We start from the raw sequence: 15348 nt of genomic DNA, 5'->3' as shown, positions 1-15348 counted from the left end.
GTCATGAAGAAGCCCACGCTCAAGACCACCGGCCTCAAGGCGCCCGACCTCAAGGCGCTCGGCGGCAGCCGGACCGGCAGCTCGCTGCTGGCCGGGGCCGTCGTGCTCGGGGTGGTGTTCGGCATCGCCGAGCTGCGCCCGCCGGTGGACCCGGCCGGCGCGGTGACCGGCAGTGCGACCTCCACCCAGGTCGAACGCACCGTCAAGGTCTGCCCGCAGCCGGTCCAGGGCCTCACCGGGACCACCCAGCTCTCGCTCTTCACCCCGCCCGGCGGCAGCGCCACCGGCGGGTACGGCGCGCTGCTGGACGTCGCCCCGCGCAACCCGGCCGCCGCCCCGCCGCCCGCCGCGCCCGCGAGCCCCTCGGCGGCCCCGAGCACCAACCCCGCCGACACCGCGCCCAGCGACGCCCGGGTGGCGCTCGCCAAGGTCGGCACCCCGGTGGCCGGACCCGCCCTGAACGGTGACACCGCCCCCGGCACCATCGCGACCGGCACCGGCGGCTACGCCCCCGGCTTCGCGGTCGGCCAGACCACCACCGTGACCGACCAGCAGGGCCTCGGCCTCTCCGGCATCGACTGCACCCCCTCGGACACCAGCTTCTGGTTCTCCGGCGCCAGCACGGCGGGGGACCGGGTGGACTACGTCAGCCTGGTCAACGCCGAGTCGACCGGGGCCGTGGTCGACCTCAAGTTCTACGGCGACAAGGGCCCGATCGAGGTCGAGGCCGCCGACGGTCTGACGCTCGCCCCGGGCACCTCGCAGGCCCTCCGGCTGCCCTCGCTGATCAAGGATCAGAAGGACCTGGCCATCCACGTGGTGGCCCGCAGCGGCCGGGTCGGGGCCGGGCTGCACGCGGCCGACGGCAACAAGGGCGCCGACTGGGTGCCCGCCTCCGCCGCCCCCGCCGCCACCCAGGTGATCCCCGGCCTGATGATCGGTGAGGGCAACGCCGCCCGCCTGGTGGTGGCCGCCCCGGGCGACGACGACGCCGACCTCAAGGTCCAGGTCTCCGGCAAGAACGGCTGGTTCACCCCGGCCGGGTTCGAGACCGTGCACGTCAAGGCGGGCATGGTCACCGCGGTCGACCTCGACAAGATCACCCGTGGCGAGCCCGGCGCACTCCGCCTCAGCCCGTCCGACCCGGCCCACCCGACCCCGATCGTCGCCACCGTCCGGGTCGACCGCACCCAGAACGGCAAGTCCGACGCCGCCTGGCTCACCGGCGCGACCCCGATCACCAAGCGCGGCAGCCTCGCCGACAACCGGGGCGGCGGCGCCAGCACCGTCTTCCTGACCGCCACCGGCGAAGCCGCCACCAAGGTCAGGGTCACCAGCTCGGCCGGCAGCGCCGGCGGCACCCCCACCAGCAAGGACGTCGACATCCCGCCCGGCGCCACGGTCAGCCTCCCGGCCCCCGACCCGGCCGGCCTGAACGGCACCTTCGGCCTCACCGTCGAAACCGTCGCGGGCGGCCCCGTCGCCGCCGCCCGGATGCTCCTGCTCCCCCTCAAGGACGTCCCGATGTTCACCATCCAGTCCATCCGCGACGACCACAGCACCGTCAGCGTCCCCCACGCCGACCCCGACCCCGCAGTCCTGCTCCGCTAGGCGCCTGCGGGCTCTGCTTTCGGCAGGTGCTCAGCCGTCTACGGTCCAGGGGCTCGGGGCTCTGCTGTTGTGCGGCTCCGCCGCGTGGGCGACGCCGGCCTTTTGGCACGTGGTGCACCACCAGGGGCTCGGGGCCCTGCGACGCCGGCCTCGGAGAAGGTCACTGTTGCGTAGGTGGTCAGGGACTTTCGCAGTGACCCGCACGGCAGATCTCCTCGCCCACGCGGCGGAGCCGCACATCAGCAGAGCCCCGAGCCCCTGGGTAGTCGACCGCTGAGCACCTGCCTACAGTGCAGCCCCTGGACCGCAGACGGCTGAGCGCCTGCCGGCAGCGCAGCCCCCGGTGGGCTACTCCTCGTCGTAGCGAGGGTCGATCGCGTCCGGCGAGAGCCCCAGCAGGTCCGCGACCTGCTCGATCAGGATCTCGTGCACCAGCGCCGCCCGGTCGTCCCGACTCTTCACCCGGATCTCCACCGGCCGCCGGTACACGATGATCCGGCTCTTCCGCCCCTGGGCGGCCGCGATCACCCGCCCGAGCGGCACCGCCTCCGGCTCCGGCGCCCCCGCGTCGGCGAGCGGCACCTCCTGCACGGCGAACTCCACGTCGACCAGCTGCGGCCACCGCCGCTCCAGCCGTTCCACCGACTCGCGCACGTAGTCGTCGAACAGCTCCGACCTGGTGAGCGAGATGGGCACCTGAGGAGGCGCCAGCGGCCCTCGCAGGCCGCGGCCGTGCCGGTCCCGGTGCCGACGGCGCCGAGGTTGCTCGGCCGGTGATTGGGGTGCGGAGCTGTCCATATCAGTGTCGAGCGTAGTCCTTGAGGGCGCGGAAGTGGACCACCCCGGCCGGGCCCATGTCGGCGACACGTGACACTCGACGGGGGAGGGTCTTCGCGGCCTGGTCAGGAGTGCGGTACCGTCCACCCTCGTGAGCTCTGTACGTCGTTGTTCGCGGACCGCGTGCGGCCGACCGGCCGTGGCTACGCTGACGTACGTCTACGCGGACTCCACCGCCGTTCTCGGCCCGCTCGCGACGTACGCCGAGCCGCACTGCTACGACCTGTGCGCCGAGCACGCCGAACGTCTGACCGCCCCGCGTGGCTGGGAGGTGGTCCGGCTGGCCGCCGAGGTCGGCCCGTTGCGGCGCTCCAGCGACGATCTGGAGGCGCTGGCGAACGCGGTCCGCGAGGCCGCCCGGCCCCAGACGCCCCGTCAGTCCAGGATGTCCGAGCCGGACCCGGGCGAGGCGGGCCGCCGCGGCCACCTGCGGGTGCTCCGCTCGCCCGACAACTGACCGCACCGAACCGGTCATCAGCTGCGGGTACGCTGCCCTCCTCTGAGGACCCAACAGGTGTGGAGTGGCAGTGCGGGACTTGAAGCAGCTGGTGAAGGCGTACGACGTGCGTGGTGTGGTGCCGGATCAGTGGGACGAGTCGTTGTCGTTCGCGTTGGGTGCGGCGTTCGTGCGGGTGGTGGGTGCGTCGGCGATCGTGGTGGGGCATGACATGCGGCCGTCGTCGCCGTCGCTGTCGCGGGCGTTCGCGCTGGGTGCGGCGGCGTCGGGTGCGGACGTGGTGGAGATCGGGCTGTGCTCCACCGACCAGCTGTACTACGCGTCGGGGTCCCTGGACCTGCCCGGTGCGATGTTCACCGCCTCCCACAACCCGGCGCGGTACAACGGGATCAAGCTGTGCCGGGCGGGTGCGTCCCCGGTGGGGCAGGACACCGGCCTGGACGAGATCCGTGAGCTGGTGGAGTCCTGGACCGCCGACGACGACACCGTCACCGTCCCCGCCCTGGACGTCGAACCCGGCACCCTGTCGGCCCGCGACACCCTGAAGGGGTACGCCGGGCACCTGCTGGGCCTGGTGGACCTGACCGGCATCCGCCCGCTGAAGGTGGTCGTCGACGCGGGCAACGGCATGGGCGGCCACACCGTGCCCACCGTCTTCGCCGGCCTGCCCCTGGACCTGGTCCCGCTGTACTTCGAACTCGACGGGACGTTCCCCAACCACGAGGCCAACCCCCTGGACCCCGCCAACCTCGTCGACCTGCAGGCCAAGGTCACCGAGACCGGCGCCGACCTCGGACTGGCCTTCGACGGCGACGCCGACCGCTGCTTCGTCATCGACGAGAACGGCGACGCGGTGTCCCCCTCCGCGATCACCGCGCTGGTCGCCGCCCGCGAGATCGCCCGCGCCCAGGCCGACGGCGAGGCCAACCCGGTGGTCATCCACAACCTGATCACCTCCCACACCGTCCCCGAAGTGGTCCGCGAACTCGGCGCCACCCCCGTCCGCACCCGCGTGGGGCACTCCTTCATCAAGCAGGAGATGGCCACCACCGGCGCCGTCTTCGGCGGCGAGCACTCCGCGCACTACTACTTCCGCGACTTCTGGCGCGCCGACACCGGCATGCTCGCCGCCCTCCACGTCCTGGCCGCCCTCGGCCACCAGGACCAGCCCCTGTCCGCCCTCACCACCCAGTACGACCGCTACAGCGCCTCCGGCGAGATCAACTCCACCGTCACCGACCAGCACACAGCCACCACCAAGGTCCGCACCCACTACGCCGACCACCCCCACGCCCAGGTCGACACCCTCGACGGCCTCACCATCACCACCCCCACCTGGTGGCTCAACCTCCGCGCCTCCAACACCGAACCCCTCCTCCGCCTCAACGTCGAAGCCGACACCCCCACCACCATGACCACCATCCGCGACACCGTCCTCACCCTCATCCGCACCTGACACCCGCAGCCGCACCCCCGGCCGGTAAGGTTGCCCCCGGCCGGGGCACCGCTGTACCGGCGCACCGTGTACCGACTTCTGGAGCCTGACGACCATGAGCAGCCTGCCGTCCTTCCTGCTGGAGATCCTGGTCTGCCCCGAGTGCCACTCCGCGCTCGCCGAGGAGAGCAAGGGCGAGGAGCGCGAGCTGCGCTGCACCGGTGAGAGCTGCGGCCTGGTCTACCCGGTCCGCGACGGCATCCCGGTGCTGCTGGTGGACGAGGCCCGCCGCCCCTCCTGACGAGTCCGAGGCCGGAGGCCAGCCGACATGATCGACGATAGCCTGCTCGACGACCCGGCCGCCCTCCAGCGCGCCGACCACGACCACGCCCTGCTGGCCCTCGCGGGCGCCGGGGCGCGGGTGCGGACCGCCCTGCGGCTCGCCGACGACGCCGGGCTCGCCGCGCTCCGGCCGGACGGCCGCCCGCGCACCCTGCTGGTGGCGGGCCACGGCAGCGTGCTGGCCGCCGGTGCCGCGCTGGCCGCGCTGGCGGCCGGGACCACCCAGGTGCTCCCGCTGCCGCCGACCGACGCCGAGCCGGTGCGGCGGGACCGGACGGCGGCCGACCCGGTCTTCTCGGCCGGGCTGAGCTGGCAACTGCCCGGCTGGGTCGGCCCGATCGACCTGCTGGTGATCGCCTCCATCGACGGGACCGAGCAGGGCCTGATCGGCCTCGCCCAGCAGGCGTACGCGCGCGGCTGCGCGGTGGTGGTGATCGCCCCTGCGGTGAGCCCGCTGACCGAGGCCGCGCACCAGGTCCGGGGCCTCCCGCTGCCGTACGCACCGTCCGCGGTGGAGCCGGTGGAGCCGGCCGCGGGCACCGAGCCGGACCTGCCCGCACTGGACCCGGGCGCGCTCTGGGCGCTGCTGGCCCCGCTGCTGGCGCTCGCCGAGAAGCTCGGGGTGACCCAACTGCCGCCCGGCGCCCTGCAGTCCACCGCCGACCGGCTGGACGAGACGGCGGTCCGCTGCCGCCCCGACGCCGGCGCCTACGTGAACCCGGCGAAGAACCTGGCGGGCAAGCTCTCCGGCACCGTGCCGCTGCTCTGGGCCGAGGGCCCGGTGGCGGCCGCGGTGGCGGAGCGGTTCGCCACCATGCTGGCCGACCGGGCCGGCCGGCCCGCCCTGGCCGGGGTGCTGCCCCAGGTGCTGACCACCCACCGGGGCATGTTCGTCGGCCAGCTCGGCTCGGGCGCCGACCCGGACGACTTCTTCCGGGACCGGGTGGAGGAGCCCGACCCGCTGCTGCTCCAGGTGCTGCTGCTCCGTCAGACCCCGGGCCGGGCCGCCGATCCGGCCGAGGAGGACCAGGCCGAGGTGCCGGAGCCGAGCTACCCGGTCCGCCGTGCGCACCGGCTGGCCGAGGCGCACGAGGTCCGGCTGACCGAGTACCGCAGCGCGCTGGCCGATCCGCTCCAGGCGCTGGCCGAGCTCACCGCGCTGACCGACTTCGCCGCCGTCTACCTCGGGCTGGCCGCCACGCGGGACTGACCGGAGCTCAGGCGCCGTACCCCACCGGGATACTGTGTGCGGTCGGCAAGCTGAGCGTCGGCCGGTGCGGCGCACCGGCCCAGTCGGAGGGACACCACCCCAGCATGAGCACCGAAGGCGGCACCAAGGCACTGGTTGCGGCGCTGTCCGCGAACCTGGCGATCGCCGCGAGCAAGTTCACGGCCTTCGCCTTCACCGGCTCGTCCTCGATGCTGGCCGAAGGCGTGCACTCGGTGGCCGACTCGGGCAACCAGGTACTCCTGCTGGTGGGCAGCAAGCGGGCGGCCCGCGACGCGGACGAGGAGCACCCGTTCGGCTACGGCCGTGAGCGGTACATCTACGCCTTCGTGGTCTCCATCGTGCTGTTCAGCGTCGGTGGCCTGTTCGCCGTGTACGAGGGCGTCGAGAAGATCCGCCACCCGCACGAGCTGCACGGCTGGTACTGGGCGGTCGGCGTGCTGGTGTTCGCCATCCTGGCGGAGGGCTGGTCGTTCTGGACCGCGATCACCGAGGGGCGCAAGTCCAAGGGCAGCCTGGGGTGGATCGAGTACATCCGCCGGGCCAAGGCGCCCGAGCTGCCGGTGGTGCTGCTGGAGGACTTCGGCGCGTTGATCGGTCTGGTGCTCGCGCTGCTCGGCGTCGGGCTCACCGTGCTGACGGGTGACGGGGTGTGGGACGGCATCGGCACCCTCTCCATCGGCCTGCTGCTGGTGGCCATCGCGGTGATCCTCGCGCTGGAGACCCGCAGCCTGCTGATCGGCGAGTCCGCCGACAAGAACGACGTGCAGAAGATCCGCGCGGCGCTGGTCGACCACGACTCGGTGACCCGGATCATCCACATGCGCACCCTGCACCTCGGCCCGGAGGAGCTGTTGGTCGCCGCGAAGATCGGCGTCAACGCCGAGGACAGCGCCACCCAGGTGGCCGAGGCCATCGACCTGGCCGAGGCCCGGGTCCGCAAGGCCGTCCCGATCGCCCGGGTGATCTACCTGGAGCCGGACATCTACAGCGCCGAGAAGGAGGCCCAGGGCCTCGACCCGGCGGCCACCCCTGGCGGCCCCACCCACTGACGCACCGTCGGCTCCGGCCGGTCGGACCCGGCCGAATCCACCCGTACGAATCCCGTGCGATTGCGCCGTCGGTGTAGATTCGTCAGCAGAGCCAAACGTCGCTGCTGATGGCGGTCGATCGCGGCGTCCGGTGCACCCGGACGCAGGCGGTCGAGGGAGAGAGGTCCTCCGACGGATTGTGCCGCAGGAGCAGTGCGCCGTGCCGTCGGGCGTCCTGCCACCGAAGCACACCCGTAAGACCGGCCCGTCCCGTCCCACGCAGCGAGGAGCAGTACCGCATGTCGACCAACCTCAACGGTGACTTCAAGGTCGCCGACCTCTCGCTTGCCGCCTTCGGCCGCAAGGAGATCCAGCTCGCCGAGCACGAGATGCCCGGCCTGATGTCGATCCGCAAGGAGTTCGCGGCCACCAAGCCGCTGGCCGGCGCCCGGATCACCGGTTCGCTGCACATGACCGTGCAGACCGCCGTCCTGATCGAGACCCTGGTCGCGCTCGGCGCCGAGGTCCGCTGGTGCTCCTGCAACATCTTCTCCACCCAGGACCACGCGGCCGCCGCCATCGCGGTCGGCCCCGAGGGCACCCCCGAGAACCCCACCGGTGTCCCGGTCTTCGCCTGGAAGGGCGAGACGCTGGAGGAGTACTGGTGGTGCACCGAGCAGGCGCTCACCTGGCCGAACGGCCAGACCCCGAACATGATCCTGGACGACGGCGGCGACGCCACCCTCCTGATCCACAAGGGCGTCGAGTTCGAGAAGGCCGGTGCCGCTCCGGACCCGTCCACCGCGGACAACGACGAGTACCGCCTGATCCTCGAGGTGCTCAACCGCACCCTCAAGGACACCCCGAACAAGTGGACCGAGATGGCGGCCACCATCAAGGGCGTCACCGAGGAGACCACCACCGGTGTCCACCGCCTGTACGAGATGCACCGTGACGGCAAGCTGCTGTTCCCGGCCATCAACGTCAACGACGCGGTCACCAAGTCGAAGTTCGACAACAAGTACGGCTGCCGCCACTCGCTGATCGACGGCATCAACCGCGCCACCGACGTCCTGATCGGCGGCAAGGTCGCCGTCGTCTGCGGCTACGGCGACGTGGGCAAGGGCTCCGCCGAGTCGCTCCGCGGCCAGGGCGCCCGCGTCATCATCACCGAGATCGACCCGATCTGCGCCCTGCAGGCGGCGATGGACGGCTACCAGGTCACCACCCTGGACGAGGTCGTCGGGATCGCGGACATCTTCATCACCACCACGGGCAACAAGGACATCATCCTTGCCTCGCACATGGAGAAGATGAAGCACCAGGCGATCGTCGGCAACATCGGTCACTTCGACAACGAGATCGACATCGCCGGTCTCGCGAAGCTCCCGGGCATCGTCCGGACCGAGATCAAGCCGCAGGTCCACGAGTGGCGCTTCGCGGACGGCCACACCATCATCCTGCTGTCCGAGGGCCGTCTGCTGAACCTCGGCAACGCGACCGGTCACCCGTCCTTCGTGATGTCGAACTCCTTCGCGAACCAGACCATCGCGCAGATCGAGCTCTTCACCAAGACCGAGGAGTACCCGGTCGGCGTCTACGTGCTCCCCAAGCACCTGGACGAGAAGGTCGCCCGGCTCCACCTGGACGCCCTGGGCGTCAAGCTCACCGTCCTGACCAAGGAGCAGGCCGACTACATCGGCGTCCCGGTCGAGGGCCCGTACAAGGCGGAGCAGTACCGCTACTGATCCTGCCGCGTTCGCGCGGCCGAACGCCCGGTGCCGACCGGCACCGGGCGTTCCCCGTTCCACGGGCCGTCAGTTGAGCACGTCGGCCGTCCACTTGGCCGGGTCGGTGCCGAGCAGGGTCACCTTGTCCAGCCAGGCCTGCACACCGCCCACCGCGTCGAGCGTGCCCGGGGTGACGAACTCCACGCAGACCTGAACGCCGTCCGCCGCCTTGCAGCCTCCTCCCCACGGGTCCGTGCTCGGCCCGCCGGGCTGCGAGTGGTGGGCGTCCGGTGACACCCGCGTCACGAAGTACAGGCCCGGAGCCGAGGAGTAGACCAGCTCGGCCGTCCAGGTCCCCTTGTCCTGGCCGGTCCCCTTGTCCTGGCCGGTCCCCTGCTGGAAACCCGCCGAGCTGAGCACGAAGCCGGACGGGATCCCGTCCACCCGCAGCGGCAGCGGGACCGGCCGGTGACCCAGCTTCACGTCGGCGGCGATCCGCAGCGGCACCCGCTCCTTGTCCGCCGCCGGGACGTAGCTGCTGTCGAGCTCAAGCCACCGTCCGTCCGGGCTCTTCCAGTGCAGGGTGTTCAGCCCCGAGGCGTAGCCCGGGTCGTCCGAGGAGACCCAGTACGCCTCCTGCCCGTTCACCGGGGGTGCGGGCACCTTGACCGGGTGCGATCCGCCCGGGAAGTCCGCCAGCGGGGGTGTCACCCCGGCCGGGAAGGCCGTCAGGACGAAGAACGGCGCTATGGGGTCGGTCGCGCGGGTGCCCTCCGCCCGGACCGTCATGCCGTTCGGGCTGAGCTGGTAGCGGATCGTCGTGGAGCTCGCCGGCAGCCAGCCGAAGTCGGCCTCCACCGTGAGCGGGGCCCGTCCGGCATGTGGTGCGGCGGTCTGGCTCCGGTCCGGCGCCGGTGTGCCGCTGCCGGGCGGCGCGCTGGGCGAACGCGTCGCCGACGGGCTCTGCGAGAGTGACGGCACCGGGCTGGGCGACAGCGCCCCGGTGGGCCCGAGCGCCTTCCCACCACCGCCGGGCAGCGTCAGCGAGAGCGTCGCGGCCACCACCACGGCCACCCCGGTGGCGACGACCGCCGCCCGCCGGCGGCGACGCAGCCGCGCCAGCCCGTCCTGCTGCGCCCGCTGCGCGTCCACCGTGCTGACCGGCCCCGGGACATCCACGATTGCCTCCAACTCCGCTGTCAATGAAGGAAGTTCATCAGCCATTGCGCGCCGCTCCCTCCGAGAACGCCAGCCGCCCCGGGGCGAGCGTGCGCCGCAGCGCCTCCAGCCCTCGGGCGCTCTGGCTCTTCACATTGCCGGGCGAGCAGCCCAGCGCGTCCGCGGTCTGATCCACACTCAGATCGCAGTAGTACCGCAGCACCACCGTCGCCCGCTGCCGAGGCGGCAACGCGGCCAGCGCCCGCTGCAGGTCCAGCGCCGCCTCCAGATCACCGGCGGGTGGCAGCGCCCCGTCCGCCAGGACCGCGGCCCGGTCGGTGCGCCGCCACCAGGAGGTGCGCTGCTCGGCCAGGAAGGTGTTCACCAGCACCTTCCTGGCGTAGGCGTCGACGCTCTCCACCCGCCTGACCCGCGGCCACCGCACGTACAGCTTGGTGATGCTCTCCTGGACCAGGTCGTCCGCCCGGTGCCAGTCCGCACAGAGCAGGTACGCGACCTTGCGCAGCCACCCACTCCTGGCCGCCACGTACGCGGCGAACTCCGCGTTGTGCGACTCCCCCGTCATCGGGGCCCCCTCCCGGGCGGCGCATCGGCGCACCCCCCGACAGGCTGATGCGGTCGGGTCCTCGAAAGGTTGCACGTAGGCTTCGGCCCATGCCCAACGGCCGTTACCTGCACCACGACACCCACGACCACCTGCCGCTCGGCGAGGAACGTTTCAGCTGCGCCCCCGGCCCGGCCGGCTGGCGCTACGTCTCCAAGACCTACGCCGCCGACGGCACGGTGCTGGCCACCACCGACCTCACCCTGGACTCCCGCAGCCGACCGCTGCGGCTCGAACTGCGCTCCGGCGGCTGGCTGGTGCGCGGCGGTGCGGTCGACGGCGTCACCTGGGTCCGGACGGCGGCGGACGGCAACCCCGAGCACGCGGCCGAGGGCCACGACCGGGCCCACGCCTTCACCGGCTCCTCGCCGGCCTTCCTGATCGCCACCGCCCGGCTGCTCCGCCTCCAGCCGGGGGACAGCTCCCGGGTCAGGCTGGTCGCCTTCACCGACCCGGTGCTCGCCCCACGCACCCTCGACCAGGGCTGGCTGCTGGAGTCCGTGCAGACCCACGACACCGACTCGGGCCCGCTCCAGGTCGAGCAGTACCAGGTCGCCGACCTGGAGACCGGCGAGCAGCAGATCGTCCACCTGGCGGGCGACGTGGTGCTCGCCGCCCCGGGCATCGAGCTGGAGGAGCTGGAGTCGCCGCCCAACCAGTGGCCGACCGAGTACTACGCCTGACCCGGCCTCAGGCCGGCGGCGCGAAGCCGGTCGGCGGAGGCGTCGGCTGCGGCTCGGGTTCCTGCGCGACGGGCTGGGCCTGCGGGGTCGGCGCCTGCTGCACCTGCGGGGCCTGCCGCACCTCGTGCGCCTGCTGGGCCTGGTACCCCAACGACCGTTCCCAGTCCCGTCGTTGACGCTCGGCCAGCACCGCGCCGAGGTACGCCGCCGGCGGCACCCCGTACGGGGCGGCCAGCCCGGTGCGGGCCACCAGGTCGCCGACCAGTCGGAGCGCCATACCGTGCCCGACCGCCGGGTCGAGCTGTCCGATCCGCCCCAGGTACTGCCGGATCGCCAGCCAGAGCCCGTCCGGGACCGCCGACAGGTCCAGCGCGACCAGCCCGCTGCCGAGCCCCTGCATCAACTCCGGGGACAGCGGCGGCAGCGCGGCCCGCCCGCCACCCGCCCCGGGCACCCGCTCCCGGACCACCAGGGTCCCGGCGAAGACGTCCCCGAGCCGACGGCCCTCCGGCGAGATCAACGAGCAGACGATGGCCGGCACCCCCATGAAGGTCAGCAGCTCGACGAAGCCCACCAGCCCCCGCACCAACGCGTGCCGGAACCGCACCGGCCCACCGTCGGTCCGCACCACCCGCAGGCCCAGCGCCAGCTTCCCGAGCGACCGCCCCCGGCTCAGCGTCTCCACCATGACCGGCACGCCCACCAGGCAGAACACCATCAGCCCGAGCGCGATCGCGGTGGCAGCAGCTTCGTCCATCTCGCCGGTGGTCTGCTCCAGCAGGATGAGTAGGCCGATCAGGACCGCGAACTCGGCCGCCAGGTCCAGCCAGATCGCCAGCGCCCGACTCGGCAGCTTGGCCGACCGCAGCCCGAGGACCACCGCCTCGCCCGTCACCAACTGACTCACCGTCGCCACCCCGTCCGATCCGGCGGGGCCATCCCGCGATCTCCAGCCGCCAACATACGGCGCGGCCCGACCCCCGAGAAGAGCCGCCCTCCCCTCTGGCATGCTGAGCCCGACCCGTAGCTCTCACCCGCAGGAGCCCGCCGTATGGACCTCGACGTCTTCGTCACCGCCCACCAGGCGGAGTGGCACCGTCTGGAGGTCCTGAGCAAGCGGCGGCGCCTCAGCGGGGAGGAGGCCGACGAACTGGTCACCCTCTACCAGCGCGCCACCAGCCACCTGGCCCAGGTCCAGTCCGCCGCCCCCGACCCCACCCTGGTCGGCCGGCTCACCACCCTGGTCGCCAGGGCCCGCAGCGCGGTGACCGGCGCCCGCAACTCCTCCTGGCGCGATGCCGGCCGGTACTTCACGGTCAGTTTCCCCGCCGCGCTCTACCGTTCCCGTCACTGGTGGATACCGATCGCGGTGCTCTCGATCGTCCTCTCCGCCCTGATCGCCTGGTGGGTGAGCACCCACCCCGAGATCCGGGACAGCCTGGCCGCCCCCGACCAGATCCGCGAGATGACCAAGCCCGGCGGCCAGTACGAGACGTACTACTCCGACCACCCCGCCAGCTCCTTCGCCGCCCAGGTGTGGACCAACAACGCCTGGATCGCGGCCCAGTGCCTGATCTTCGGCGTCCTGCTCGGCATCCCGGTGGTCTGGGTCCTGATCAGCAACGTGATGAACCTGGGCGTCGCCCTCGGCCTGATGAGCTCGGCCGGCCGCCTGGACTTCTTCCTCGGCCTGCTGCTCCCGCACGGCCTGCTCGAACTCACCGCCGTCTTCGTCGCGGCCGGCCTCGGCCTCCGCCTCGGCTGGACCGTCGTCGACCCCGGCCCCCGCACCCGGGCGACCGCCCTCGCGGAAGAGGGCCGGTCGATCATCGGCATGGCGATCGGCCTCACCGTCGTCCTGTTCGTCAGCGGCCTGCTGGAAGCCTTCGTCACCCCCTCCGGCCTCCCCACCTGGGCCCGGATCGGCATCGGCACCGTCGCCGAGATCCTCTTCCTGCTCTACGCCCTGGTCCTCGGCCGCCGAGCCGCCGCCACCGGCGACGCCGGCGACCTCGAAGCCGCCGATCGAGCCGACCTGAACCCGGTCGCGGCCTAGCGCGGCTGGTCAGGACAGGGCCGCTGACCTGGTAGTCTTCTCTTCAGCGCAGCAAAACCGTTGACACGGTCCAGATGTGCTAGTAGGTTTAAACGGTTGAGACCGACTGGACAACAGTCGCCTTGAAGGTTTAGTGTCTACAACATCGCCAGAACGAGGCAGTGAGCATCCACGGATGCCCGCCACCGATTCGGCGGAATCCCTCTCAGCGGGAATTCAGAACGAAGGAAGCCGGTAAAACGGCCGAAATTGATCTGCTAAGCTGGGAAACACGAACGAAGCGCCCGGAGGGTCCGCCTGATAAGCGGCTCGAAGGAAGTGTCCGTTCCTTGAGAACTCAACAGCGTGCCAAAAGTCAACGCCAGATATGTTGACATCCCCGGCCTCACCTTTGGTGGGGTTGGAGATTCCTTTATGAAGTAAAACACTAGCGAGGACGCAGTGCGCGGGATCACCTATTCCGGTGGTTGCCGTGCCGCTCAACGCGAGTGGTTGCAGGATTACCTGCAGACATTCACGGAGAGTTTGATCCTGGCTCAGGACGAACGCTGGCGGCGTGCTTAACACATGCAAGTCGAACGATGAAGCTCTTCGGAGTGGATTAGTGGCGAACGGGTGAGTAACACGTGGGAAATCTGCCCTGCACTCTGGGACAAGCCTTGGAAACGAGGTCTAATACCGGATATGACCTTCCTCTGCATAGGGGTTGGTGGAAAGCTCCGGCGGTGCAGGATGATCCCGCGGCCTATCAGCTTGTTGGTGGGGTAATGGCCTACCAAGGCGACGACGGGTAGCCGGCCTGAGAGGGCGACCGGCCACACTGGGACTGAGACACGGCCCAGACTCCTACGGGAGGCAGCAGTGGGGAATATTGCACAATGGGCGAAAGCCTGATGCAGCGACGCCGCGTGAGGGATGACGGCCTTCGGGTTGTAAACCTCTTTCAGCAGGGAAGAAGCGCAAGTGACGGTACCTGCAGAAGAAGCACCGGCTAACTACGTGCCAGCAGCCGCGGTAATACGTAGGGTGCGAGCGTTGTCCGGAATTATTGGGCGTAAAGAGCTCGTAGGCGGCTTGTCGCGTCGGTTGTGAAAGCCCGGGGCTTAACCCCGGGTCTGCATTCGATACGGGCAGGCTTGAGTGTGGTAGGGGAGATCGGAATTCCTGGTGTAGCGGTGAAATGCGCAGATATCAGGAGGAACACCGGTGGCGAAGGCGGATCTCTGGGCCATTACTGACGCTGAGGAGCGAAAGCGTGGGGAGCGAACAGGATTAGATACCCTGGTAGTCCACGCCGTAAACGTTGGGAACTAGGTGTTGGCGACATTCCACGTCGTCGGTGCCGCAGCTAACGCATTAAGTTCCCCGCCTGGGGAGTACGGCCGCAAGGCTAAAACTCAAAGGAATTGACGGGGGCCCGCACAAGCAGCGGAGCATGTGGCTTAATTCGACGCAACGCGAAGAACCTTACCAAGGCTTGACATATACCGGAAACGGCTAGAGATAGTCGCCCCCTTGTGGTCGGTATACAGGTGGTGCATGGTTGTCGTCAGCTCGTGTCGTGAGATGTTGGGTTAAGTCCCGCAACGAGCGCAACCCTTGTTCTGTGTTGCCAGCATGCCTTTCGGGGTGATGGGGACTCACAGGAGACTGCCGGGGTCAACTCGGAGGAAGGTGGGGACGACGTCAAATCATCATGCCCCTTATGTCTTGGGCTGCACACGTGCTACAATGGTCGGTACAAAGGGCTGCGATGCCGCGAGGCGGAGCGAATCCCAAAAAGCCGGCCTCAGTTCGGATTGGGGTCTGCAACTCGACCCCATGAAGTTGGAGTTGCTAGTAATCGCAGATCAGCATGCTGCGGTGAATACGTTCCCGGGCCTTGTACACACCGCCCGTCACGTCACGAAAGTCGGTAACACCCGAAGCCGGTGGCCTAACCCGTAAGGGGAGGAGCCGTCGAAGGTGGGACCAGCGATTGGGACGAAGTCGTAACAAGGTAGCCGTACCGGAAGGTGCGGCTGGATCACCTCCTTTCTAAGGAGCACATGGCCGGATGTGAGCGAATGTCTCACACGGTTGCTCATGGGTGGAACGTTGACTATTCGGCACACACGGTTGAAGTCGTCAGTACTGTCCTTCGGGGCGTGGAACG

Annotated in this window: 13 protein-coding genes and 1 rRNA gene; 10 read left to right on the top strand and 4 right to left on the bottom strand. The window is 70.4% G+C overall.

What is annotated here, in order from left to right; all coding sequences use genetic code 11:
* Window positions 1–3 precede the first annotated feature (3 nt).
* Window positions 4–1611 carry a DUF5719 family protein gene (locus tag OHV05_RS12245; protein WP_405017696.1) on the top strand — a complete coding sequence of 536 codons (1608 nt, stop codon included), beginning with the start codon at window positions 4–6 and terminating at the stop codon, window positions 1609–1611.
* Between the two features lie 348 nt (window positions 1612–1959).
* Here OHV05_RS12245 and OHV05_RS12240 read toward each other — a convergent pair whose 3' ends face one another.
* The gene (locus tag OHV05_RS12240; RefSeq protein WP_403040649.1) at window positions 1960–2409 is read right to left on the bottom strand and encodes a metallopeptidase family protein; all 450 of its coding nucleotides are present in this window, start codon (window positions 2407–2409) and stop codon (window positions 1960–1962) included.
* A 100-nt stretch (window positions 2410–2509) separates the two neighbouring features.
* Here OHV05_RS12240 and OHV05_RS12235 point away from each other — a divergent pair, with 100 nt between their 5' ends.
* The 6 genes from OHV05_RS12235 to ahcY all read left to right on the top strand — a co-directional run bounded on the left by OHV05_RS12235 (window position 2510) and on the right by ahcY (window position 8689).
* Window positions 2510–2905 carry a DUF3499 domain-containing protein gene (locus tag OHV05_RS12235; protein ID WP_403040659.1) on the top strand — a complete coding sequence of 132 codons (396 nt, stop codon included), beginning with the start codon at window positions 2510–2512 and terminating at the stop codon, window positions 2903–2905.
* Between the two features lie 70 nt (window positions 2906–2975).
* Window positions 2976–4361 (top strand): phosphomannomutase/phosphoglucomutase, encoded by a 1386-nt coding sequence (locus tag OHV05_RS12230; RefSeq protein ID WP_405017695.1) that lies wholly within the window; start codon window positions 2976–2978, stop codon window positions 4359–4361.
* 94 nt (window positions 4362–4455) lie between these two features.
* Window positions 4456–4641, top strand: a complete 186-nt coding sequence (locus OHV05_RS12225; RefSeq protein ID WP_184918944.1) for a Trm112 family protein — start codon at window positions 4456–4458, stop codon at window positions 4639–4641.
* A 27-nt stretch (window positions 4642–4668) separates the two neighbouring features.
* On the top strand, window positions 4669–5892 hold the full coding sequence (locus OHV05_RS12220) for an SIS domain-containing protein (RefSeq protein ID WP_405017694.1): 1224 nt from the start codon (window positions 4669–4671) through the stop codon (window positions 5890–5892).
* Between the two features lie 104 nt (window positions 5893–5996).
* Entirely contained in the window at window positions 5997–6962 is a 966-nt protein-coding gene (locus tag OHV05_RS12215; RefSeq protein WP_405017693.1) for a cation diffusion facilitator family transporter, read from the top strand.
* 278 nt (window positions 6963–7240) lie between these two features.
* Entirely contained in the window at window positions 7241–8689 is a 1449-nt protein-coding gene (gene ahcY / locus OHV05_RS12210) for an adenosylhomocysteinase (RefSeq protein WP_405017692.1), read from the top strand.
* Window positions 8690–8758: 69 nt separating this feature from the next.
* Here the strand turns inward: ahcY and OHV05_RS12205 are convergent, their stop codons facing one another.
* Both OHV05_RS12205 and OHV05_RS12200 read right to left on the bottom strand, forming a co-directional pair.
* Entirely contained in the window at window positions 8759–9850 is a 1092-nt protein-coding gene (locus tag OHV05_RS12205; RefSeq protein WP_405017691.1) for a hypothetical protein, read from the bottom strand.
* A 37-nt stretch (window positions 9851–9887) separates the two neighbouring features.
* Window positions 9888–10415, bottom strand: a complete 528-nt coding sequence (locus tag OHV05_RS12200) for a SigE family RNA polymerase sigma factor (RefSeq protein ID WP_405017690.1) — start codon at window positions 10413–10415, stop codon at window positions 9888–9890.
* 89 nt (window positions 10416–10504) lie between these two features.
* On the opposite strand from OHV05_RS12200, the gene OHV05_RS12195 reads away from it, so the two are divergent.
* Entirely contained in the window at window positions 10505–11137 is a 633-nt protein-coding gene (locus OHV05_RS12195) for a hypothetical protein (protein WP_405017689.1), read from the top strand.
* Window positions 11138–11144: 7 nt separating this feature from the next.
* Here the strand turns inward: OHV05_RS12195 and OHV05_RS12190 are convergent, their stop codons facing one another.
* Entirely contained in the window at window positions 11145–12044 is a 900-nt protein-coding gene (locus tag OHV05_RS12190; RefSeq protein ID WP_405017688.1) for an RDD family protein, read from the bottom strand.
* Window positions 12045–12188: 144 nt separating this feature from the next.
* On the opposite strand from OHV05_RS12190, the gene OHV05_RS12185 reads away from it, so the two are divergent.
* Together OHV05_RS12185 and OHV05_RS12180 are read left to right on the top strand one after the other, a co-directional pair.
* Window positions 12189–13193, top strand: a complete 1005-nt coding sequence (locus OHV05_RS12185) for a stage II sporulation protein M (protein ID WP_405017687.1) — start codon at window positions 12189–12191, stop codon at window positions 13191–13193.
* Window positions 13194–13706: 513 nt separating this feature from the next.
* Window positions 13707–15230, top strand: a 16S ribosomal RNA gene (locus OHV05_RS12180).
* Window positions 15231–15348: the final 118 nt, after the last annotated feature.

It is taken from the genome of Kitasatospora sp. NBC_00070 (assembly GCF_045041205.1).
Classification (GTDB): Bacteria; Actinomycetota; Actinomycetes; order Streptomycetales; family Streptomycetaceae; genus Kitasatospora.
Note: the sequence above shows the minus strand (reverse complement) of the source record. Positions and strands in the feature narration are given on the sequence as shown.